The sequence below is a fragment of the Paenibacillus solani genome, assembly GCF_050475945.1.
Taxonomy (GTDB): domain Bacteria; phylum Bacillota; class Bacilli; order Paenibacillales; family Paenibacillaceae; genus Paenibacillus_AQ; species Paenibacillus_AQ solani_A.
The window spans coordinates 1-21,646 of record NZ_JBCMXJ010000022.1 but is presented as its reverse complement, the minus strand read 5'-3'; the positions used below and the strand labels follow the sequence as shown (position 1 = coordinate 21,646).

Below are 21,646 nucleotides of genomic sequence, written 5' to 3'. Positions count from 1 at the left end.
TAAAACGTGTAAACCCCTAATGGTGGGAGAGAAAAACAGTAAGTTAGAGGGTGTTGCAACTGTTTAAGCTGCTAGGCAATAAGCGTTTGTTTATTATGCTCATCGGGCTGGTAGCGTTTATCGCTATTATGGGGTTTACGCTCGGCCCGAGAGCTTCTTTATCTTGGCCTGAAAAATTCGTCAAAGATACGGTAGGATTTGTGCAAAGTGTGTTTTATAAGCCCGCTGCCTATATAGCGGGTTTCTTTGAAGATGTACGGAATATGAAGGAAATCTATGAAGAGAATGAGGAGCTGCGTAGAGCAGTAGCTCAATATTCCCGAGAGAGTGCCAGTTATAACAATATGAAAGCTAATTACGAGGCGTTAAAGGACCAACTTCATTTTACCGAAAACCAGAAGAATCGCGACAAATACGAATATCGAACCGTCCAAGTTCTTAGTGTGAACTCGGATCCGAATAATCGGACACTCGTTATTGATCTAGGCGAGCGTGCTGGAATTAGAGTGAATATGTCAGTTACAACTGTAGATGGAATGGTTGGCATTGTCAGCAGCGTAAGCAACTTCACTTCAACGGTAAAGCTGCTGACGACGATGGATGCCCAAGATCCGAATCCGCAGCCCATCTCGGTAACAGCCATTGGCAAAGAGGACAAAACGTTTGGCGTGGTGGAGAGCTACGATGAGAAGACCAAGACGCTGCTTATGACACGGATTCAGGAGAATGATCCGATCAAGAAAGGTGATAAAATCATCTCTTCCGGTGCCGGAGGCGTTATACCGCAAGGCTTAATTATCGGTGAGGTTCTCAGCGTGCAGGTAAGTGAATACGGTCAGAGCAGAACAGCCACGATTACACCAGCTGCCAAGTTCGATGATTGGAAGTATCTTACTGTTGTAATTACGCCTGAGGAGCCTGAATAAGATGGCCCGCAAACAAATTTTGGTTCTCTTGTTGTTCTTGTTGTTTATTCTGCAGGGGACGGTGTTCTTCTGGTTAACGCCAAGCTCGCTGCAGCTTCAGATTTATCCTAATTTCGTGCTGGTTTGTTTATTCTTTGTCTCGGTCTATTACCATCGCCATACCGGACTCGTGCTCGGCTTGATCTTTGGCATGCTGCACGACATCGTGTATTACGGCGAGATGATTGGCTCTTATTCATTTGCTATGGGCGTATCTGCATATCTGGTGGGACTCGTATTTAAATCCCCGCGGGCGCCTCTGCCCATGTTGATGACGATCGTTATCCTGGGGAGTTTATTATTTGATAGTACGCTCTTTGGCATATATAAGGTATTTCGACTCAATCCGACTTCCTATAATTGGTCGCTGCTTCATCATATGCTTCCCAATCTCCTTGTTCATTTTGCTTTTGCTCTGGCGATTTATGTTCCTCTTCGCAAACAGATCGAGCTGATTACGAAGAACCAGAGAAGGAAGGCATCCTGAGCTCCCAATATGACATTTTACTAGAATAGCAGGAACTTGAAGGTTTGAGCTCGAAATGTATAGGGATGGGAGGGACAGGCTTATGGCTGTAAAATCCAATCATGTGACGATTAAAGGCATAAAAGATGGCCTGGTATTCCTGCTTGACGATCAGTGCGAGCTGGAGGAATTGCTCGGTGATCTGCGCTATAAGCTGGAGCATAGTCATCAGAACATTTTGACCGGACCTATTATTCATGTGGATGTGAAGCTGGGGTCCCGGCAAATTACCGAAGAAGAGAAGCAGAGTATTCTTGATATATTGAAGCAAAAGGGCAATTTGCTGATTCGAAATGTGGAATCACCGCCGCTTGAGTCCGAGCTCGTTCCGGAGGAGAAGCTTACGCTTAAGTCGGGGATGGTGCGTTCCGGACAGGTGCTGCATCATGATGGCGACCTCTTGTTTCTCGGCGATGTGAATCCCGGTGGAACCATTACCTGTACTGGCGATATATACATATTGGGCGCTTTGCGCGGAACCGCGCATGCGGGCGTAGACGGCAATGAAGAAGCTATAATCGCAGCCTCTTATTTTGCACCTACCCAGCTTCGTATCTCCCAGATGATCAGCAGACCGCCGGATGAATGGGAGACACGGGAAACGGTCATGGAGTTTGCATATTTGAAAGACGGGAGCATGAAGATCGACAAGATCAGTAATATTTCACGTTTGGGTCGGGATTTTAATGTGTTTAAAGGGGTGTAGAACATGGGAGAGGCAATCGTCGTAACCTCAGGTAAAGGTGGAGTCGGTAAAACGACGACATCGGCGAACATCGGCACAGCGTTAGCACTGTTAGGTAAAAAAGTGTGTCTGGTTGATACGGATATCGGTCTTCGTAATTTGGATGTCGTGATGGGCCTGGAAAACCGGATTATATACGATTTGTGCGACGTTGCAGAAGGGCGCTGCCGTCTTAACCAGGCGCTGATCAAGGACAAGCGCTTTGATGAGCTGTACATGCTTCCAGCAGCCCAGACCAAGGACAAGAATGCCATTTCTCCAGACCAGGTAAAAGATATTGTACTTGAATTGAAAAAGGAATTCGAATACGTCATTATCGATTGTCCGGCTGGAATCGAGCAGGGCTTTAAGAATGCGATTGCCGGTGCAGATAAAGCCATCGTGGTCACTACACCGGAGAATGCAGCTGTGCGCGATGCGGATCGCATTATCGGTCTGTTGGAAAGCTCACATGTCGAGTCACCGAAACTCGTAGTGAATCGGATTCGCCCGAATATGGTGAAAACCGGCGATATGCTGGAGATTGAAGATGTATTGCAGGTGTTGAATATAGATCTCATCGGTATCGTACCTGATGATGAAATGGTCATCAAGGCGGCCAATATCGGGGAACCTACCGTCATGAATCCGGATTCCCAGGCTGCAATCGCTTATAGAAACATCGCCCGGCGCATCTTGGGTGATACCGTACCTTTGATGCAAATCCATCAGAAAAAAGGAATGTTTACAAAATTCAAAAAGTTTTTTGGAATGGGTTAGAGATGTAATCTGAACCGGTGCCGGGAGGCGCCGGTTTTTTTAAAAGCTACCCGTTCATTCATTTGCTGTGGGTGTCTCCACGTCTTCAATTTCCTCTTTATGAAGGCTTGTTCTAAATTTCTTTAATATCCTCATAGGATAGATTAAAGAATACTAGCCCCAGGGGGGAAAGACCAATGGACATCAAAAATTCAGTCAAGAACCGAAGAGAAGCCAGAATACGAGAGTTATTGGAAGGAGAACAGTCGTCAGCACCGTCCAATGCGCCATCCAGAACTGTTCCTGTGGAAAGAATATCAGGGAATTTCCATGATCATAAGACGAATGTCATACAGAATCATCCTTTACGTCAAGCAGAGACTGAACCGGATCCTGAGCGGCTTTGGAAGCAAGGGCATCGTGGCTGGTATGATCCCCTTGACATTGATCCTGGAGAACCACCTAAGAGGGCTTCCTTTCTGTCAGGGTTGATGCGCCGTATCCTAATGAGCGCATTGGTATTTGGATTGGCATGGGGGGTATTTTCATTTCAGCAGCCATGGGCACTTCGAACACAGACTTTTATTATAGAAGGGCTGAGTACGGAAATGGATTTTCAGGCGGCCCAAGTATGGTATGAGGAGCATTTTGGAAGTGCACCTTCATTTATCCCGATTTTTGGACAAACCGACGAGCATTCTACAAAGGTCAATGCCGGCGCTTCTTTGGTCTCCCCATTGTCTGGAAAGGTGGTCCAATCCTTTGCCGTGGATCTTAAAGGGATTGTTTTGGAGGCCGGAGGGGGTTCTTTAGCGGATCGGGCGGTTAAAAGTATAGAGACCGGGCGTGTGCTGGAGGTTAAGAGACACCCGGAGAACGGTATCACAGTTGTCATACAGCATACAGGTGACAGAACTGCGCTATATAGCAGGCTGGCGGAAACTTCGCTTAAAACGAATGATTGGGTTCAAGGCGGAGAAATCCTTGGCACGCTAGCATCATCAAGCACGGGTAGTCCTCCTTCCCTTTATTTTGAACTTAAAGAGGGGGATCGGGATGTCGATCCGGCGGAAGTGATACCGCTTGATTAAGTTTAGGGGAACGGTATTGTCGCTGCATCCTCTCTTTGTTATTGTCATGCTGGCGTCTGTATTTACCGGCCGCTTTTTGGAATTGTTGATCCTCTTCATGATCGTATTTATTCATGAATTGGGACATGCTGCCGCGGCAGCAGCGATGGGGTTCAAAGTACGAGCCATTCAGATGCTGCCGTTCGGCGGGGTGGCTGTCATTGAAGATGACGGCAAGATGACCGCCATGAAGGAAATCGGAATTGCACTCGCGGGTCCGCTGCAAAATGTCATTATGATTGGAATCACGTTGGCATGCAGAGGGGCAGGGTGGGGAGACGAGCAATTACTGACTTATATTATTCAAGGCAATATTATGATTGCGCTGTTTAATTTGCTTCCGATTATGCCTTTGGACGGCGGGAAAGTACTGCAAGCTGTCATTAGCCTCCTGGCACCTTACCATGCTACCTTGCTGTGGGCTTCCCTTGCGGGATTTCTGTGCAGCTTGTTGATGATCGTATACGGACTGCAGCCGTTATTCACTGGCGGAGGCATTCGTTTAAATGTCGTGATGATCGGCTGCTTTCTGGCCTACTCCAATTTTGAAGATTACCGAAATGTGCACTATCGATTTATACGGTTCCTATTCAATCGAAATTCGATTTATGAACGAGATCCGGACGGACTGGGTCCGGCCCAGCCTATCGTTGCAGATTCTTCGAAACCTTTGGATGATATCATGCGTCTATTTAAACGAGAGAAGTATCATCTGATTTATGTCATGAGCGGTCGGGGGAGTTTGCTCGCCGTCGTTCCCGAGCAACATGTGATTTCCTCTTATTTTTCATCCAATGGTCCACCCTGGCAAACATAAATTGTAGACAACATGAGGAAGACGCAGGGTGGTCCTATATTCCTATCGCTCACATTCTTAATAGTGGCATAGGATAAAAAACAGAATATCGTCTTCCATTTGAGGGGTGAAGCCATGAGGCAAATGATAGTTCATTGTGAACATGAGACCATTCAGATGGCCCTCATCGAAGATGGGAGGTTAGCCGAATTCGCTGTGGAGCGAAGTCGTGAGCAGAGTGTCGTTGGAAGCTTTTATATGGGCAGGGTAGTGAATGTCTTGCCAGGGATGCAGGCGGCTTTTGTAGATATCGGGCTGAAAAAGAACGCATTTTTATATATTGATGATGTGCTGCATCCTCATCTAGAGAAGCAGCCCAAGCAGAAACCATCGATCTCGCAGCTGCTGACGGTCGGACAAGAACTGGTCGTACAAGTGATGAAGGAACCAAGAGGCGGCAAGGGGGCAAGAGTGACTACCCATTTTTCACTTCCCGGTAGATGCATGGTGTACATGCCCACTGCGGATTACGTTGCCGTCTCCAAGAAAATCGGACGTGATGCGGAAAGAACAAGACTCAAAAGCATCGGCGAACAGCTTCGCAAGGACGAAGAGGGGATCATTATCCGAACAGTATCGGAGGACGAGCCTCTGGAATTGCTGAGCGGAGATCTTGAATATTTGCGAAAAGAATGGACACGGATTCTCGACAAAGCCAAACATTCATCCGCACCAGCGCTTCTTCATCGGGATTTAGGCTTGCTGCAGAGGTTTATCCGGGACTCCTTTGATCTACTTCATGATGAGCTCGTGATTGACAGCAAGCAAAGAGGTGAGGAGACCAAAAATTATTTGAAGGAAACTGTACCTGGCACGGAGCCCAAGGTTACATACTATTCGGAAGGTGTACCTATTTTTCAAGCGTACGGGTTGGATGAACAGATGAGAGCCAGTTTTGCAAGAAAAATCACGCTTCCTGAGGGTGTGACCATCGTTGTGGACCAAACGGAAGCCATGACCATCATGGATGTGAATACAGCCAAGTATATCGGTGGCGAGAATTTTGAAGAAACGGTGCTGAATACCAACCTCCTGGCTGCACAGCAGATTGCAAGAATATTGCGGCTTTGGGATATCGGTGGAATCATCATCGTTGATTTCATTGATATGGATCGTGAAGAGCACCGGCAGCAGGTCGTTTCCGCCATGGAGGCTGTGATGCGCAGGGACCGTACCAAGAGTTTTGTTGTGGGATGGACCAAGCTGGGCCTGCTTGAAATGACACGCAAAAAAGCTCGAGAGAGCACGGCGCTTCCTTTTACCAAGCCTTGTGGAACATGCGGAGGCAGAGGCACTGTCAAAGAGTAAATAGGTTGACGATGTATGGAGAATGTGATAATATCATTAGGTATGTGTTTAGTGATGAATTGCTGCACATGCTGTAACCGCTCCGGATGGGTTGGCAAGGACGTTTCTTTTGGAACGGACACCTTATACCAGGCGAGTCTGAGACATAGGGAGGTGCAAGCAAATGTACGCTATTATCGAAACAGGTGGTAAACAATACAAAGTTCAAGAGGGCGACGTATTGTTCATCGAGAAGTTGACTGCAGGTGACGGCGAGAGCGTGACTTTCGACCGTGTACTGGCCGTTTCTAAAGAAGACGGTTTGGTAGCAGGTACGCCGGTTGTTTCCGGTGCAACTGTAACTGCGAAAGTGGAGAAGCACGGTAAAGGCCGCAAGGTCGTTGTATACAAATACAAGCCGAAGAAAAACTACCACAAGAAGCAGGGTCATCGTCAACCTTATACTAAAGTAACCATCGAGAAAATCCAGGCATAAGTAGGTGCAGTGATTGATAACTGTACAAATACTACGCAGGGAAGATGGAGGAATCCATAGCTTTAAGGTAACGGGACATGCCGGATATGCCAATCCTGGAGAAGATATTGTATGTGCTGGAGTATCCAGCATTACAGTGGGAACGGTTAATTCCATTGAAGCACTAACCGGAACCGTTATGGAGACCCGGATGAAAGGTGGCTTTCTCAGCGCAAAGCTTCCGTCCAGTGCAGATGAGTCCGTCTCCGGACAAGTTCAACTGCTTCTCGAATCCATGGTTGTTATGTTGCAGGGTATTGCCGGATCATACGGCAAGTATATAAGAATACAAGAATTGACTACTTGAAGAAGGAGGTAGACAACATGTTGAAATTGGATCTTCAGTTATTCGCATCGAAAAAAGGTGTAGGTTCCACAAAGAACGGTCGTGATAGCCAAGCGAAACGTCTGGGTGTTAAGCGTGCAGACGGTCAAGCGGTATCTGGCGGCAGCATCTTGGTTCGTCAACGCGGAACGAAAATTCATCCAGGTACGAACGTGGGTATCGGTAAAGACGATACTTTGTTTGCGAAAGTTGACGGCGTTGTGAAATTTGAGCGTTGGGGTCGTGATCGCAAGAAAGTGAGCGTCTACCCGGTTGATGTCGCTCCAGTAGCGGCTGCAGTAGAAGCTTAATCGTTTCTTACGCTGCATAAGAAGAAGCCTTCCGGCATCGTTGCCGGGGCTTCTTTTTTTGTGAAATTACCCAAGAATGATAATCTAGGGGGATGAACCGCCCCGAAAGTCTGTGATATACTTGGATTTGGTGAATGTAACCAATTGGTGTTGAAAGACGAGGAGAAGCGATGAAATCCTGGAAATGGATAACAGCTGGGGCGGGGTTAACCTCCGTAATACCGGTAGCATGGATGGTATGGAGACCAACTTTGGCTGCAGGAGCAGTGTTAACGGCTTGGGTCATAGCCGCATCTGTCTTTGGAGCATGGCTAGTCCGAAGAATGGAAGAGCGGAGAGCACAGGCCATCGTTCGGAATATCGAGCAGACGGCGATTCAAATGCTGAATCATCATCGTCACGATTGGATGAATGAGCTTCAAATTTTGTATGGCTACATTCAGCTTGGAAAACTTGATAAAACAGTGGCTTCTGTGGAAAGAATAAGAGACAGGATGGCGACGGAGAGCAGAATCTCCAAGTTAGGCATTCCTTCGCTGGTTTTTTACTTACATTCATATCGTTCATTCAGTAGCAATCTGCAGCTTGATGTTGAAGTTGTGGATCAGGTTCAGCTGGAAGACAAAGTATCGCCACAAGCGGCAGAGTCTATTACCGAAGCGATCATTCAAACGGTGAGGGCTTTCCAATTGAGCGGAAAAGCGTCATGGGGAGAAGCCCGGCAGTTAACATTAACATTTATGCAGCAAGAGCATGAGCTGATTGTATGGGCTCAAGGGGAAGGAACCTTTGGAGAACCAGACAGCTTGAAACTTCAGATCGAACAATCCGTAAGAGGTGAAGGCATTCGGGTGGAACAGATGGAGCCGGGAGAGATCTCCTATCGTTTGTATCTGCCGTTTGTGACTTGAGGAAGGTGATTTCATGTTTGTAGATAAGGCAAAAGTATATGTAAAAGGCGGCGACGGTGGCGATGGACTCATCTCATTCCGTCGTGAGAAATACGTTCCTGAAGGCGGACCTGCCGGCGGCGATGGCGGTAAGGGCGGCGACGTGATTTTCCGGGTGGATGAAGGACTGCGCACTTTGATGGACTTTCGTTACCAGAAGCATTTTAAGGCTAAGCGCGGGGAAAAAGGCCGAAATAAAAGTCAGCATGGCGCGAATGCGGACAGTATGATCGTTCGGATCCCTCCCGGTACCATCTTAATAGATGATGATACCGGTGAAGTGATTGGCGATTTGACCCGGCACGGACAGCAGGTGGTGGTTGCCCGTGGAGGACGCGGAGGACGCGGAAATATACGCTTTGCCACTCCGAATAATCCAGCCCCGGAGCTTGCCGAGAACGGGGAGGAAGGCGAAGAACGCTACGTAACCATGGAGCTTAAAGTGATGGCTGACGTAGGTCTTGTTGGGTTCCCGAGCGTAGGTAAATCGACATTGTTATCGGTCGTGTCTGCGGCTCAGCCTAAGATTGGCGCCTACCACTTTACGACCATTACGCCGAACTTAGGCATGGTTGAGGTTGGAGATGGCCGTAACTTTGTAATGGCAGACCTGCCTGGTTTGATTGAAGGTGCCCATGAGGGCGTGGGACTCGGTCATGAATTCCTGCGGCACGTAGAAAGAACTCGTGTTATTATCCATGTAGTAGATATGGCCGGCACGGAAGGAAGAGATCCTTTTGAGGATTGGCAAAAAATCAATGATGAGATTAGGCTCTATAATCCTGCTCTCATCGAGCGGCCGCAAATCGTGGCAGCCAACAAAATGGACATGCCGGAAGCAGAAGAGTATCTGGCAGCCTTCAAAGAGAAGGTAAAGGAAATTCGCCCTGACATCGAGGTTATGCCGATTTCCTCATTGACCCGTCAAGGCATTCAAGAATTGTTATACCGAACGATTGATGTTCTGGAGAGTATACCGGATGAACCGGCTATTGAAGAAGTGACGGAGGTTGCCGAGCGTAAGGTTTATAAATTTAAGGCTCAGAACAATAACTCCTTTACCATTTCCAGGGATAATGAAATGTATGTGGTACACAGTGAGAAGATCGAAGGGCTCCTAAAACGCATGCAGATGAATTCCCATGATGCCATCTTGAAGCTTGCACGAACAATGCGTCATATGGGTGTGGATGAAGAGCTTCGAAAACGCGGAGCGACGGATGGCACCATTGTACGAATTGGTGATTTTGAATTCGAATTTGTTGAAGGCAGCAGTTACTATTAATGCGCTAAAATTACCGTATATAACCATAATACCGCAAGTCTGTCTAACAGCAGGCCAGCGGTATTTTTTTGTATGTGAAACTCTTATGTAATCTGTTGAATCTAAATCGCAGCTATGATTTTCGGAGATCATCCGGTCAAGTTATGAGGCAGTTCTAATAGCATAAATACATTTCCAAAATTTGCATCCATTTCTCGGCTAAATCGTATACAATAGTAGTACAATAGTACCTTAATCTTAGATCATCTGGATGGAAGGAACCGTGCAAAAAGGAGAGTAGAAATATGGCTATTATTGAGGTTGTAAAATACGAGGGGCCACCCGATGTATTTGCTTGGCGGTATCCGAACAAAGAGTTAGGCACCTGGACCCAGCTCATCGTGCATGAGACGCAGGAGGCGATCCTGTACAAGGGCGGCCAGGCTTTGGACTCATTTTCTGCAGGACGGCATACGCTAAGTACGGCTAATATACCGATTTTATCCAATGTAATCAATCTACCTTTCGGAGGGAAGTCTCCCTTTACCGCTGAAGTGTGGTTTGTGAATAAGCTGCGTTCTCTTGATGTAAAGTGGGGAACCAGTTCTCCAATACAGCTTCAAGATCCGAAATATAACATTATCGTATCACTTCGAGCGTACGGCCAATTTGGTGTTCAGATCAGTGATCCGCGAAAATTTCTGGCAACCATGGTGGGCACATTGCCGACCTTTGACCAAGGTACCCTGATCAAGTACTACCGTGGTGTACTGATGTCCAATATTACAGAGATTATATCCTCATATATCGTTCGCAAAAAAATCAGCGTGGTGGAAATCAATGCGTATATAGCGGAAATATCGAAGCACATCATGGAAGCGATTGGCGCTTCATTTGAAGAAATGGGCATTTCCTTGCTAAATTTCTATGTCGATTCCATCAATATACCGGAGAACGACCCGGCAGCTATTAGAATCAAGGAAGCGTTAGCGAAAAAAGCTGAGATGGATATCATCGGATATACCTATCATCAGGAAAGAACCTTCAATACGCTTGAGGGTGCAGCGAAGAATCCGGGCAGTCCGGCAGCTGTAATGGGAACGGGATTAGGTTTGGGACTTGGGATGGTTGGCCCCATGTACGACACGGTCGGTCATATGTTCGAAGGTTCGAGAGTTCCTGACAAGAACGATGTGCATACAAAGCAGAAAGCTTGCACGAAGTGCGGCACACTGAATGGGGAAGAAGCGAGATTCTGTTCGAGTTGCGGTCAGTCGATTCAGACACAGGTAGAGGAAGAATCAGAGGTAGAAATCCAGTGCAGCGATTGCGGGCATACTCTACCTCGAAATGCAAAATTCTGCCTTCATTGCGGAGATCCATATCATGCATGTCCTCAGTGTGGTTACGACCATCCGGCAGGAGCAGTCGAATGTCCGGGTTGCGGCTCACCGCTTCCTATGCCTTGTCGCGAATGTGGTCAATTGGTTGATGCTGAAGCTAAATTTTGCCCCAGCTGTGGATCTAGCCATTCGCTTGCGTGTCCTGAATGTAATCATGAGATTAAATCGGGCCAGAAGTTTTGTATGGAGTGTGGCCATAAATTGATGTAAGCGAAAGTGGGGAATCAAGTGATTACACGAACCGCAGGTCATAATGGATTAAGACTGGCAACCGTAGTGCTCCCGATCGTAACCATTCTCCTGTTCGGAGTACTAGGCGGATTGAGCCAACTCATTGATTGGATATCGGGTATAGCTCTTGGATGCGTCGAGACAGCTATTCTCGTATTTATAAGTAGAGTGATTGAGCGGCGCAAGTCGTCCTCATCCGGGGCACCATTCTATATTGCGTCCGGCGTTATTATTGGAATCTATGCTGTTTCCGTCATTTTGGAAGTTGTTATGTTAGGATATTTATTTAGTCTGCCTGTATCATCCTATGCTCTTATTCATTTGATTACAATATTAGGATTTGCTCTTGTTCTCGGTTTAATCGCTGGGGCAGGGAAATATGCAGGAACTATAAGTCAGAAGGAAAATGATCAGCTTGCAGTAAAGAGGGAAACAGTAGACTGGATCAGTTCTATTCGAAAAAGAATACATCTGTTGCAAGATGAGGATCTTAAATCGTTAGACAGGCAGATGGGTGAACTTGAGGAAACGCTTCGCTATAGTGACCCCATCTCACACACTTCATTATATGAAATTGAGCAAATAATCCGGCAAAAAATCTCGCTGCTAGAGGATCAGGTAACGCTGATCGGGGAATTACAAACGGGACAGCGGAGTGAACAGATAGAGCAAACCGCTCATATAATCAAAGATACTCTCAGAACAGTGCAGGATCGCAACACGACACTACTGAAAGCTAAAACAGGCTCAACCTAAAGCAGATGATAGAGGGGATAGAATATGGGAGCTTCTTATCCGAAGCGCTTCAAATTGAGTTTCACGAACTGGGATTATCTTATTACCGGAGTGGCTGTTGTATTTTTTCCGCTGGCTATCGTGCTCGCGGCTATTCGGGTTCTGGTCACCCATCGTCATAATAGTTGCAAGGGAAGGAATAATCGGCTTTTTGGCTGGGTGCTGATTATAACTTATGGGGTCATAGAATTTCTAATGATTATTGCAACGATAGAAGATGGGGATGTTGAAGGCCTCTATTCAGCCTCCTTCGTATTTGGAATTATCATACTGATTCCGGCTATCATCATGCTGCTGATTGCCATAAAAGAAGACAAGAAATTTAGTGGTTTGCTGCAATTCTACTTCAATGCCATCATGCAAAAAGGTCTGCTTCGCGTTGACTATATCGCTCAGGAGGCAAGGCTAACCGAAGAGCATGTCATTCGAGATATAACGTTCATGTTTGAAAAGCGTATACTCCCGAATGGGAGGATTGAAGATGGGATGATCATCATACCGTCCTTGCACAGAAAATCAGAATTCTCCACCCAGGGAGAGTTTGTTTCGCGCAGAGGCCAACGAGTACAGTATTCTTTAGGCACTGAATCCACACATCAGGATCAAGCTGATTCAGCGCCGAAGTCTGTGGAGTGTCCTGGTTGCGGGGCAAGAACGGTGGTTTCGCAGGCTGAGGGGAAAGAATGCGAGTACTGCGGCACCGTGATCGTTGCTTAACATGTGAAATTCATAGTAAAACAGACTAGGAGACCTTTGAATGAGTGTTCCGTCAAAGCGTTATAGAGTACAATTTTCCCGATTCGATTATTTTATTATTGTATTCACGTATGTGTTTTTTCCATTGGCACTGATCATTGCTGGACTTCGTATCCTGCCTACGCAACGACATCATCCTTATCAAGGGAGAAACATGAGACTGGTCGGCTGGTCACTGTTCGGCTCTTACATCATTTGCTTCATAATCTTTCTACTGGCGATGGAAACCAGTGAGGAATTTCTAAATGATAATCTGACCTTAGCGATATGCTTATTACTTCCGGCGATCGGTTCCCTTGTCGCTGCTGATCTGGTAGACAAGAAATTTCAAAAACTCATGGAAGTCTATAAAGAAGCAGTCTTGCAGCAGCGCTTGGTTTATATTGAGCATATTGCGTTTGCTGCGCATCAGTCTCCGGCTCATGTGACCCGGGATTTAAATTTTATGATTAAGGAACGCATGCTTCCTTATGGAAAGATTGTGAATGGCGAGCTGATTATGAGGTCATTGCATAGAGAACCGGTAACACCGGTTGAGACTCAAGAGAATATCGAGGTGCAGTCGGTGGAATGCTCTGGCTGCGGTGCCAGAACTGTAATTTCACGGGATGAAGAAAAAGAGTGCGAGTACTGCGGCACGGTGATTGTTGCTTAAATAGCAGTGAGATTTAAAGGCATTTATGATTGTTCTAAGGGCAGTCTTCGAATACCGGAGGCTGCCTTTTTTCGATTCCATGCGTATTTTCGAGTTTATAACGATGAGTTCTGTTGGGAATTGCGATATAGTATAGACTGTAGGTTCATACGGAACCATTTGGATTTGATAAAAAACAGGACATTTATGTATTGCTCTCACTTCATATATCCAGTATAATGTCCACTATACGAATACAGTAGTCTTTGAGGAGAGGACGTTTGTGAAGGAACGCTACTATCTGGTCCGGGAAGACATCCTTCCCGAAGCTGTAGTTAAAACGATGCAAGTGAAAAAGCTGCTGGCATCAGGAGACGTGAGAACGGTCCATGAAGCCGTTGAGCAGGTCGGGCTTAGCCGCAGTGCTTTTTATAAGTACAAGGATGGTATACACCCCATCAATCAACTTGAGCGTGATGAAATCGTAACGATTTCTATCGATATGGAGCATCGTTCCGGCATGCTGTCCGAGGTGCTCGGACAAGTGGCTGGCGAAGGCGGCAATGTGCTTACCATCCATCAGAGTATCCCGCTGCAGGGCATCGCAAATGTTGTGATCTCCGTGGAAGTCTCCCGGCTTAATGAGGAGCTGGATGATCTGCTCGATGGATTGAGGCGAATAACCGGCGTCCGAAAAGTGCAGATGATAGGGCAAGGATAATAAATAAAAATCAGATAATCACATCCATTTGATAGGATACAGGAGGTAGTATATTAATGAGACCGGTCAAAGTAGGACTGTTAGGATTAGGAACCGTGGGAACTGGGGTTGTTCGCATCGTAGAGGGGCACCAAGAGGATTTAAGCAGTCAGGTCGGTTCGCCGATTACGATCGAGCTTATCGCAGTAAAGCATTTGGAGAAATATCGTAGCGTGAATGTTGATCAGAGCAAGTTGACGGAAGATCCATGGGCGGTCATCCGTGACCCGGAGATTGACGTCATCGTTGAAGTGATGGGCGGGATAGAGCAGACGAAAACCTATATTCTTGAAGCGCTTGAACGCGGCAAGCATATCATTACCGCCAATAAGGATCTGATGGCCCTGCATGGTGCCGAAATACTTGCTAAGGCACAAGAGAAACAGTGTGATGTGTTCTATGAGGCTAGCGTTGCTGGCGGCATTCCTATAATCCGGACGCTCATTGAAGGATTCTCATCGGATCGTATCATGAAAATCATGGGGATTGTGAATGGCACGACCAACTTCATTTTAACCAAGATGAGTCAAGAAGGCGCCTCATATGAGGATGTATTGGCAGAGGCTCAGCAGCTGGGGTATGCAGAAGCTGATCCGACCTCGGATGTGGAAGGACTGGATGCGGCCCGCAAAATGGCGATACTTGGTACGCTGGGCTTTCGCTCTAATGTCGAGCTGCAGGATGTTTCTGTTAAGGGAATCTCGCAAGTATCCAAAGAGGACATTGCCTATGCTAAGCGCTTAGGTTATGAAATGAAGCTTCTTGGCATTGCTGAGCGCGATGACGATGAATTCAGCATTAGCGTACAGCCTACGATGGTCCGTCAGGGACATCCGATCGCATCCGTAAATGGTGTGTTTAACGCGGTTTACGTATACGGAGAGGCTGTCGGCGAAACGATGTTTTATGGAGCAGGCGCCGGAGAAATGCCAACCGCCACATCCGTAGTCGCTGACCTTGTCGCAATCATCAAGAATATGAAGCTGGGCGTTAACGGCCTCAAAGCTATCGTTCCTTACAAGCCGAAGAAGCTCAAAACCGATGATCAAATCATGTGCAAGAACTTTATACTGCTTCATGTGGATGATAAAGCGGGTGTGCTTGCCCAGATTACCCAGGTGTTTGCCCAATATCAAGTCAGCTTGGAATCTGTAGTTCAACAGCCGAATGAGCATAATCCGGATGCGGAAATTATCATCGTCACACACCATGCGAGCAAAGCAAGTATGGATGAAGTTCTAAATCATTTTGAGGGCATGGAAGTCATTCGGCGGATCAAGAGTGTTTACCGTGTTGAAGGATAAGAGTTTTCACTCGTTTTCATAAAACAGATTTATGATGACATTATTTATAATTCTTGATTAGAAAAGGAGAACATGAGAGATGCCATATGAAGGATTGATTCAAACCTATAGAGAATACCTGCCGGTAAACGAGAATACCCCGCTTCTAACCCTTAAAGAGGGAAATACTCCTTTAATCAAAGCAGTTAATCTGTCGGAGGAGCTGGGGATTGATCTGCATTTTAAGTTTGAAGGACTTAATCCTACAGGTTCCTTTAAAGACCGCGGGATGGTAATGGCCGTAGCAAAAGCAATGGAAGAAGGAAGCCGTACGATTATGTGCGCCTCCACAGGTAATACTTCTGCAGCAGCTGCTGCTTACGCTGCTCGCGGGGGACTAAATTGTATCGTTATCATCCCGAACAATAATATTGCCCTGGGCAAGCTTGCTCAAGCGATGATTTATGGCGCCAAGGTTATTGCGATTGAAGGCAACTTCGACCGAGCGCTGGAAATCGTTCGTGAGATTACGGCCAAGCATCCGATTTCGCTGGTAAACTCGGTGAATCCTTATCGAATTGAAGGCCAGAAGACGGCTGCATTCGAGGTCGTGGACCAGCTCGGCAAAGCTCCGGACGTACTGGCTATTCCGGTCGGCAATGCGGGGAATATCTCTGCTTACTGGAAAGGATTTAAAGAGTACCATGCTGCTGGCAAATCTTCCTCTCTACCCAAAATGCTTGGATTTGAGGCGGAAGGCGCAATGGCTATCGTTAAAGGAGAGCCTATTCCGAATCCTGAAACGGTGGCAACAGCTATCCGTATCGGGAACCCGGCGAGCTGGAAAACAGCCGTAGCCGCCGCAGAGGAATCCGGTGGGCAAATTAACTATGTCACAGATGAAGAAATTCTGGCTGCTTACCGCAAAATCGCATCCCGTGAGGGGATTTTTGCCGAGCCAGGATCGGCTGCCTCGATTGCAGGCGTATATAAAATGAAGCGCGAAGGATATTTTAAAGGTGGGGAATCCGTGGTTTGTGTATTGACAGGGCACGGTCTGAAGGACCCGAATATCGCCATTTCTACCGTGAATGCAGAACCGCTTGTTGTGTCGGATACAGAATCAGCAGTAATGGACGCTATTGCCAAGCTTGAAGGGGCTGCACAGGTATGAGTTTGTCCCAAGGTGTTCGGGTGAAGGTTCCGGCCAGTACAGCTAATTTGGGACCCGGATTCGATACGCTCGGCATGGCATTGTCTCTGTATTCATGGATTGAGATGAAAGCATCGGAGAGAACCTTATTTCATCTTCATGGCGATGAGATGGGCGGTCTGCCGACGGATAAGAGCAACCTGATTTATAAGGTGGCCCAGATGGTTTTCGAAGAAGCGGGACAGGCCGTGCCGGAGCTTGAGATTTCCATGTATTCGGAGATTCCGCTTACCCGCGGTCTTGGCAGCAGTGCGTCGGCGATTGTTGGCGCACTGGCGGCAGCCAATGCTCTGATCGGTTCGCCACTGCCGGATTCCAAGCTTTTTGATATGGCGACGAATCTTGAGAAGCATCCGGATAATGTGGGGGCTTCTTTATTCGGCGGCATTATAACAGCTGTATGGGATGGCACCCATGCGGATTATATGCGCATTGAACCTCCAGCGAATCTGGGTACGCTTGTGGTCATCCCTCATTTTGAGCTGGCAACATCCAAAGCAAGAGAAGCGCTGCCAGCCCAGGTCAGTTTAGCGGATGCTGTATATAATATTAGTCGGTCCTCCTTAATGGTCGCTGCGCTTTCAGCAGGCAGACTGGACTTGATCCGAACTGCAATGAAAGACAGGGTTCATCAGCCATACCGGGCGCCGCTTGTGCCGGGGATGTCCAAGATTTTGGCCGAAGCGCCTGACCACGGAGCACTCGGCATCGCGCTTAGTGGAGCTGGCCCGACGATGATTGCGCTTGTGGACCGGAACGAGCCGCAGGTACATGAATTGAGCTCGTATCTGGTGGAAACAATGAAGGCGGAAGGAATCATGTCTTCGTGCTATCCATTAAATCCGGTGGTAGAAGGCGTCCAGATCCTGGATGATATTAACAACAGATCCTTTTTGGATATGATTAGAGGGGAAGTTACTGCATGAAAAAAATAGCCTTGTTGCCCTCAGGATCGGTATCTCATGAAGCGATACTTTATCTTCTTAACGGTGAGCCAGTGGAGTTCGTACACCACAAACTGATCTCTGATGTATTTATGTCTACAGTTGAAGGAAAAAGCGATTATAGTGTGATCCCGATTGAGAATACCATCGAAGGTTCGGTAAGCTTGCATATGGATTGGCTGGTCAATGAAGTGGATCTGCCGATGCAGGTGGAGTGGGTTTACCCTTCTATTCAAAACCTGATCGGGAATGCTTCGGAATTCCGTTCAAGTGACGGAACAATGGATTACAGTAAAATCAAAAAGATCTGGTCCCACCAGGTTGCAACAGCCCAGTGCCGTCAGTTCCTAGCGAAGGCTGCACCGCAGGCTGAGTTAGAGCAAGTGGGCAGCACCTCAGAAGGGGTTAAAATCGTCAAGGAGAATCCAGGCCAGGGCTGGGCGGCAATTGGGACTTCACTCGGTGCGGACACTCACGGATTAAATGTACTTGCTGAGCGCATTACAGATCATGATAACAATTATACCCGCTTTGTGCTGATCGGACGTGAGCCGATTTCAGTCAATCGTTCGCCGGAACAGATTAAGACCAGCATTCTCGTGACGCTACCGGAGGACGTGCCTGGAGCGCTGCATCAGGTTCTTTCCGCATTTGCTTGGAGGCGCCTGAACCTGTCACGGATCGAATCCCGTCCAACGAAGAAGAAGCTCGGTAATTACTATTTTTATATTGATGTCTTGGCTGCCGCGGATTCTGTTTTATTGGTAGCTGCAATGGGAGAGATCGAAGCACTGGGATGTTTGGTTCGTGTGCTGGGTTCTTATCCCGGTTATGCATACGAAAGCGAGAAATTGGAGGTTAAGTAAATGTCAGAGCAATGGATCTATCTTGATGGAGAATTCGTCACAAAAGAGAATGCTAAAGTGTCCGTGTTTGATCATGGATTTCTGTATGGCGACGGCATATTCGAAGGTATTCGAATATATAACGGTAATATCTTTAAGTGCAAGGAACACTTGGACCGGCTTTACGACTCCGCCAAGTCCATCGATTTAGTTATTCCTCTGGCTTACGAAGAGCTGCTGGAGGCTATGGCCGAAACCATTCGACGCAACGATATGCGAAACGGATACATCCGTATTGTAGTATCCCGTGGTGCCGGCAACCTGGGCCTGGATCCGCGGCGCTGCCCTAAACCAACCGTATTGATCATCGTGGAACAGCTGGCGATTTATTCTGAAGAGGCCTATTTAAATGGATTAAAGGCCGTTTCTGTAGCTCAGCGTCGTAATATTCCGGATGCGCTTAATCCAAAAATCAAATCCTTGAACTACTTGAACAATATCCTTGTGAAAATCCAATCCAACTTTGCGGGAGCGGATGAAGCGATCATGATGAACGCACAAGGCTATGTGACGGAAGGCTCAGGGGACAACATTTTTATTGTGAAAAATGGTGTGGTCACCACGCCTCCATGCTATCTTGGCGCACTTGAAGGCATTACACGTCAAGCGATTATTGATTTATGCGACAAACTCGGCATTAAACTGAAGGAAGAGCCTTTTAGCATGCATGATGTATATATTGCGGATGAAGTCTTTTTTACGGGGACCGCTGCCGAAGTTATAGCTGCTCGTGAAATTGATGGTCGTATTATCGGAAAAGGTCAGGCTGGGCCAGTTACGCTTCAGCTGCTTGAAGAATTCCGGAAGATTGTGGACCAAGACGGTTATAAAGTATGGGAATCCTAATGACACAGGACAGCTAAATAATGGGCTTTACCTAACCTTTCATCGACATGAAAGGTTTTTTTTTGCCCAGAGGGATGTCAATCGCCTATTCCGTGCATAGGATGTAGTAACGAAAGCAGGCGAATTACATGATGCCTAGAAGAGTGTAGGAGGTTTTAGCGGCGTGAAGATACACATCGTCAAGGAAGGCGACACCCTATATGAGCTGTCCAAGAAATACAACGTTCCATTGACAAAGCTCATCGATGCCAATCCTCAGCTGGTGGATCCGAATCAGCTTGATGTCGGTGCCAAAATCAAGGTACCAACAGAGCCTGTTCTGGTTCCTGGCGGCGGCCAGCCCATTATCCATAAGCATTCGGTAAAGCAAGGAGATTCTCTCTGGAAGTTATCGAAAGCATGGGGAGTAACTTTGAAGGAAATCATTGATGCGAATCCCCAGCTTAAAAATCCGAATGCACTGCTGGTGGGAGAGGTCGTAAATATTCCTTCATCCGACGCGCACATGGAGTCAGACACGGACGGATATTCAATGAATGACAGCAGCGGTATGGTTCCGGGCAAGAAGAAGCCTGGAAGCAAGGATTACACCGGGGTTAAGAAAGAAGAGACAGCGCCGATCGAGCAACCGCCTGTTGTTATCCCTGAGGTTAAGGAGCCCGAGCCGCCGATATTGCCGAAGCTCCCTGAGATTTCTCCTTTTCCGGAGGAACCTAAAAAGTTCGAGCCTGAGTTTAAACCGGAAATATTGCCTGAAATTAAAAAGCCGATCATTATGCCTGAGATCAAGAAACCTGAAATCATGCCAGAGATCAAGAAGCCGGAGATCATGCCGGAGATCAAGAAACCCGAGATTATGCCCGAGATTAAGTTACCAAACGTTATGCCGGAATTTAAAAAGCCTGTCATCTTGCCCGAATTCAAACCTGAATTCATACCACCTTACAAACCTGTCGAACCGGAATATACTTTTCCTGTTAAGACTATGCCATTACCACATCCGGTCCATCCTATTGCTGCTGAACCATGCCCGCCTTTTATGGAGTTGCCAATCCATATGATGCCGAATCCATGCCCTGATTTTCCTGATAAGATGGGGCCTGCCTTTGCGATGCCACCGTATGGTTACCCTAAAGGTCCGTGCGGGTGTCATGAATCTCATCATGGCAACGCGGCACATCCATATCATCATATACACCAGGAAGCGATGCCAGCCACTTATAATGAAGGTTGGGGGAATCCAGGTTCAGCATACCCGGGTATTTCTGAACAGCCTATAAGTCTGGAATATACCCAATTGTCTGTCACACAATCATATACCGGTAATATGGGTTCCGATTATCATCCATATCCTGCGCAGCATCATGAAGCAATGACATATGGTTATGTGCCATCTCCTTGTGGCTGCCATGGAGGAGAAGCAAGTCCGTTCTATAATATGCCCACTCAAGGGTATCCACAATACGGGCATCATTCATATGACCCTGGTATGGCAGCACCCTATCAACCATGGCAGGGCGGAATGGATTACAATGCAAACATGCACAGCTCGCCTTCTGGCTTCATGGGGACTCATGGAGGATATCCACAGTTTGTAAATCCATATGAGCCGGACTGGAATGACCGGCAACAAAATGATCAACAGTTTGATTCATCATTTAACTCTTTGGCTTCTTTTGATACACAGCAAACCAATTTGAATATCAGCAGTGATGTTGAGGGTGATTCCGTTTCCAACGGAGACGCTGATATCGAAGAGGCTCCTAAAGCGAAAGCCAAAGTGCATCGCCAAGAAGTCAATAAAATAACAACAGCAGCCAAGAAGTCACGCAAGCAACAATCCTCAGCATCAAAAAGAAAGCATCACAACCCTTGGATTAAGGGATAAACAATAAGACGATAGTCTGGCCATTGCGAAACAAAAGGGGAGTTCCAGTCCCCCTTTGTTTCTTTATGTTATATTGACCTCTATATTAAATGGCAGCTTAATTGCTAAATGATAGAGTAATAACAATTGGAATATTTTATGTGTTGCTAACAAATCAAAAGATATGGTACATTATAAATCCGGTCGCGAAAGGCAAGATTGCGACAGGAAAGAGGCCGAATGAGAGAGAAAATGAAACACAAAAAACTTTCTAAAAAACCTCTTGCATTATCGAAATAAACATGATATATTATAAGAGTTGCTGATGCGAACGAGATTCGCTAGTGACGAAGAAGTTGATCTTTGAAAACTGAACA

23 protein-coding genes are annotated in these 21,646 nt (G+C 46.8%); all 23 read left to right on the top strand.

What is annotated here, in order from left to right; genetic code table 11:
- The first annotated feature begins 50 nt into the window (after positions 1 to 50).
- On the top strand, positions 51 to 926 hold the full coding sequence (gene mreC, locus ABEQ74_RS26815; RefSeq protein WP_430125285.1) for a rod shape-determining protein MreC: 876 nt from the start codon (positions 51 to 53) through the stop codon (positions 924 to 926).
- 1 nt (position 927) lies between these two features.
- Entirely contained in the window at positions 928 to 1,452 is a 525-nt protein-coding gene (gene mreD / locus ABEQ74_RS26810; RefSeq protein WP_430125284.1) for a rod shape-determining protein MreD, read from the top strand.
- An 82-nt stretch (positions 1,453 to 1,534) separates the two neighbouring features.
- Positions 1,535 to 2,197: a septum site-determining protein MinC gene (gene minC / locus ABEQ74_RS26805; RefSeq protein ID WP_430125283.1), complete on the top strand. Its 663-nt coding sequence runs from the start codon at positions 1,535 to 1,537 to the stop codon at positions 2,195 to 2,197.
- Between the two features lie 3 nt (positions 2,198 to 2,200).
- A complete protein-coding gene (minD, locus tag ABEQ74_RS26800) occupies positions 2,201 to 2,995 on the top strand; it encodes a septum site-determining protein MinD (protein ID WP_053489383.1) in 795 nt (264 codons plus the stop codon).
- 176 nt (positions 2,996 to 3,171) lie between these two features.
- Positions 3,172 to 4,065 (top strand): peptidoglycan DD-metalloendopeptidase family protein, encoded by an 894-nt coding sequence (locus ABEQ74_RS26795; RefSeq protein ID WP_430125282.1) that lies wholly within the window; start codon positions 3,172 to 3,174, stop codon positions 4,063 to 4,065.
- The gene (locus tag ABEQ74_RS26790; RefSeq protein WP_430125281.1) at positions 4,058 to 4,921 is read left to right on the top strand and encodes a M50 family metallopeptidase; all 864 of its coding nucleotides are present in this window, start codon (positions 4,058 to 4,060) and stop codon (positions 4,919 to 4,921) included. The genes ABEQ74_RS26795 and ABEQ74_RS26790 overlap by 8 nt, the downstream gene beginning before the upstream one ends.
- Positions 4,922 to 5,035: 114 nt before the next feature.
- Complete coding sequence (locus tag ABEQ74_RS26785; RefSeq protein ID WP_430125280.1) at positions 5,036 to 6,268, top strand: Rne/Rng family ribonuclease; 1,233 nt, start codon at positions 5,036 to 5,038, stop codon at positions 6,266 to 6,268.
- Between the two features lie 163 nt (positions 6,269 to 6,431).
- Positions 6,432 to 6,743, top strand: coding sequence for a 50S ribosomal protein L21 (gene rplU / locus ABEQ74_RS26780; RefSeq protein ID WP_006208810.1), 312 nt, complete (start codon positions 6,432 to 6,434; stop codon positions 6,741 to 6,743).
- 13 nt (positions 6,744 to 6,756) lie between these two features.
- Positions 6,757 to 7,089 carry a ribosomal-processing cysteine protease Prp gene (locus tag ABEQ74_RS26775; protein ID WP_430125279.1) on the top strand — a complete coding sequence of 111 codons (333 nt, stop codon included), beginning with the start codon at positions 6,757 to 6,759 and terminating at the stop codon, positions 7,087 to 7,089.
- Between the two features lie 17 nt (positions 7,090 to 7,106).
- On the top strand, positions 7,107 to 7,418 hold the full coding sequence (gene rpmA, locus ABEQ74_RS26770) for a 50S ribosomal protein L27 (RefSeq protein WP_053489378.1): 312 nt from the start codon (positions 7,107 to 7,109) through the stop codon (positions 7,416 to 7,418).
- A 170-nt stretch (positions 7,419 to 7,588) separates the two neighbouring features.
- Positions 7,589 to 8,329: a Spo0B domain-containing protein gene (locus ABEQ74_RS26765; RefSeq protein ID WP_430125278.1), complete on the top strand. Its 741-nt coding sequence runs from the start codon at positions 7,589 to 7,591 to the stop codon at positions 8,327 to 8,329.
- A 13-nt stretch (positions 8,330 to 8,342) separates the two neighbouring features.
- Positions 8,343 to 9,653: a GTPase ObgE gene (gene obgE / locus ABEQ74_RS26760; protein ID WP_430125277.1), complete on the top strand. Its 1,311-nt coding sequence runs from the start codon at positions 8,343 to 8,345 to the stop codon at positions 9,651 to 9,653.
- A 284-nt stretch (positions 9,654 to 9,937) separates the two neighbouring features.
- Positions 9,938 to 11,245, top strand: a complete 1,308-nt coding sequence (locus ABEQ74_RS26755; RefSeq protein ID WP_430125276.1) for an SPFH domain-containing protein — start codon at positions 9,938 to 9,940, stop codon at positions 11,243 to 11,245.
- Positions 11,246 to 11,263: 18 nt separating this feature from the next.
- Positions 11,264 to 12,022, top strand: a complete 759-nt coding sequence (locus tag ABEQ74_RS26750; protein WP_430125275.1) for a hypothetical protein — start codon at positions 11,264 to 11,266, stop codon at positions 12,020 to 12,022.
- 24 nt (positions 12,023 to 12,046) lie between these two features.
- Positions 12,047 to 12,778, top strand: coding sequence for a hypothetical protein (locus ABEQ74_RS26745; RefSeq protein WP_430125274.1), 732 nt, complete (start codon positions 12,047 to 12,049; stop codon positions 12,776 to 12,778).
- Between the two features lie 40 nt (positions 12,779 to 12,818).
- Positions 12,819 to 13,472 carry a hypothetical protein gene (locus ABEQ74_RS26740; protein WP_430125273.1) on the top strand — a complete coding sequence of 218 codons (654 nt, stop codon included), beginning with the start codon at positions 12,819 to 12,821 and terminating at the stop codon, positions 13,470 to 13,472.
- Between the two features lie 262 nt (positions 13,473 to 13,734).
- On the top strand, positions 13,735 to 14,172 hold the full coding sequence (locus ABEQ74_RS26735; RefSeq protein ID WP_053489372.1) for an ACT domain-containing protein: 438 nt from the start codon (positions 13,735 to 13,737) through the stop codon (positions 14,170 to 14,172).
- A gap of 56 nt (positions 14,173 to 14,228) precedes the next feature.
- Positions 14,229 to 15,515, top strand: a complete 1,287-nt coding sequence (locus ABEQ74_RS26730; RefSeq protein WP_430125272.1) for a homoserine dehydrogenase — start codon at positions 14,229 to 14,231, stop codon at positions 15,513 to 15,515.
- A gap of 79 nt (positions 15,516 to 15,594) precedes the next feature.
- A complete protein-coding gene (gene thrC, locus ABEQ74_RS26725; protein ID WP_430125271.1) occupies positions 15,595 to 16,668 on the top strand; it encodes a threonine synthase in 1,074 nt (357 codons plus the stop codon).
- Positions 16,665 to 17,633 (top strand): homoserine kinase, encoded by a 969-nt coding sequence (gene thrB, locus ABEQ74_RS26720; RefSeq protein WP_430125270.1) that lies wholly within the window; start codon positions 16,665 to 16,667, stop codon positions 17,631 to 17,633. Before thrC ends, thrB begins: the two co-directional genes overlap by 4 nt.
- The gene (gene pheA / locus ABEQ74_RS26715; RefSeq protein ID WP_430125269.1) at positions 17,630 to 18,517 is read left to right on the top strand and encodes a prephenate dehydratase; all 888 of its coding nucleotides are present in this window, start codon (positions 17,630 to 17,632) and stop codon (positions 18,515 to 18,517) included. The genes thrB and pheA overlap by 4 nt, the downstream gene beginning before the upstream one ends.
- Positions 18,518 to 19,402: a branched-chain-amino-acid transaminase gene (gene ilvE / locus ABEQ74_RS26710; protein WP_430125268.1), complete on the top strand. Its 885-nt coding sequence runs from the start codon at positions 18,518 to 18,520 to the stop codon at positions 19,400 to 19,402.
- Between the two features lie 163 nt (positions 19,403 to 19,565).
- Positions 19,566 to 21,290, top strand: a complete 1,725-nt coding sequence (locus ABEQ74_RS26705) for a LysM peptidoglycan-binding domain-containing protein (protein WP_430125267.1) — start codon at positions 19,566 to 19,568, stop codon at positions 21,288 to 21,290.
- The last annotated feature ends 356 nt before the right edge of the window (positions 21,291 to 21,646 follow it).

Coding starts and splice junctions, on each gene's coding strand:
- mreD (WP_430125284.1), top strand. CDS start 928: ATGGCCCGCAAACAAATTTTGGTTCTCTTGTTGTTCTTGTTGTTTATT.
- minD (WP_053489383.1), top strand. CDS start 2,201: ATGGGAGAGGCAATCGTCGTAACCTCAGGTAAAGGTGGAGTCGGTAAA.
- ABEQ74_RS26745 (WP_430125274.1), top strand. CDS start 12,047: ATGGGAGCTTCTTATCCGAAGCGCTTCAAATTGAGTTTCACGAACTGG.
- ABEQ74_RS26730 (WP_430125272.1), top strand. CDS start 14,229: ATGAGACCGGTCAAAGTAGGACTGTTAGGATTAGGAACCGTGGGAACT.
- pheA (WP_430125269.1), top strand. CDS start 17,630: ATGAAAAAAATAGCCTTGTTGCCCTCAGGATCGGTATCTCATGAAGCG.
- rpmA (WP_053489378.1), top strand. CDS start 7,107: ATGTTGAAATTGGATCTTCAGTTATTCGCATCGAAAAAAGGTGTAGGT.
- minC (WP_430125283.1), top strand. CDS start 1,535: ATGGCTGTAAAATCCAATCATGTGACGATTAAAGGCATAAAAGATGGC.
- ABEQ74_RS26765 (WP_430125278.1), top strand. CDS start 7,589: ATGAAATCCTGGAAATGGATAACAGCTGGGGCGGGGTTAACCTCCGTA.
- thrB (WP_430125270.1), top strand. CDS start 16,665: ATGAGTTTGTCCCAAGGTGTTCGGGTGAAGGTTCCGGCCAGTACAGCT.
- ABEQ74_RS26785 (WP_430125280.1), top strand. CDS start 5,036: ATGAGGCAAATGATAGTTCATTGTGAACATGAGACCATTCAGATGGCC.
- thrC (WP_430125271.1), top strand. CDS start 15,595: ATGCCATATGAAGGATTGATTCAAACCTATAGAGAATACCTGCCGGTA.
- obgE (WP_430125277.1), top strand. CDS start 8,343: ATGTTTGTAGATAAGGCAAAAGTATATGTAAAAGGCGGCGACGGTGGC.
- ABEQ74_RS26755 (WP_430125276.1), top strand. CDS start 9,938: ATGGCTATTATTGAGGTTGTAAAATACGAGGGGCCACCCGATGTATTT.
- ilvE (WP_430125268.1), top strand. CDS start 18,518: ATGTCAGAGCAATGGATCTATCTTGATGGAGAATTCGTCACAAAAGAG.
- rplU (WP_006208810.1), top strand. CDS start 6,432: ATGTACGCTATTATCGAAACAGGTGGTAAACAATACAAAGTTCAAGAG.
- ABEQ74_RS26795 (WP_430125282.1), top strand. CDS start 3,172: ATGGACATCAAAAATTCAGTCAAGAACCGAAGAGAAGCCAGAATACGA.
- ABEQ74_RS26740 (WP_430125273.1), top strand. CDS start 12,819: ATGAGTGTTCCGTCAAAGCGTTATAGAGTACAATTTTCCCGATTCGAT.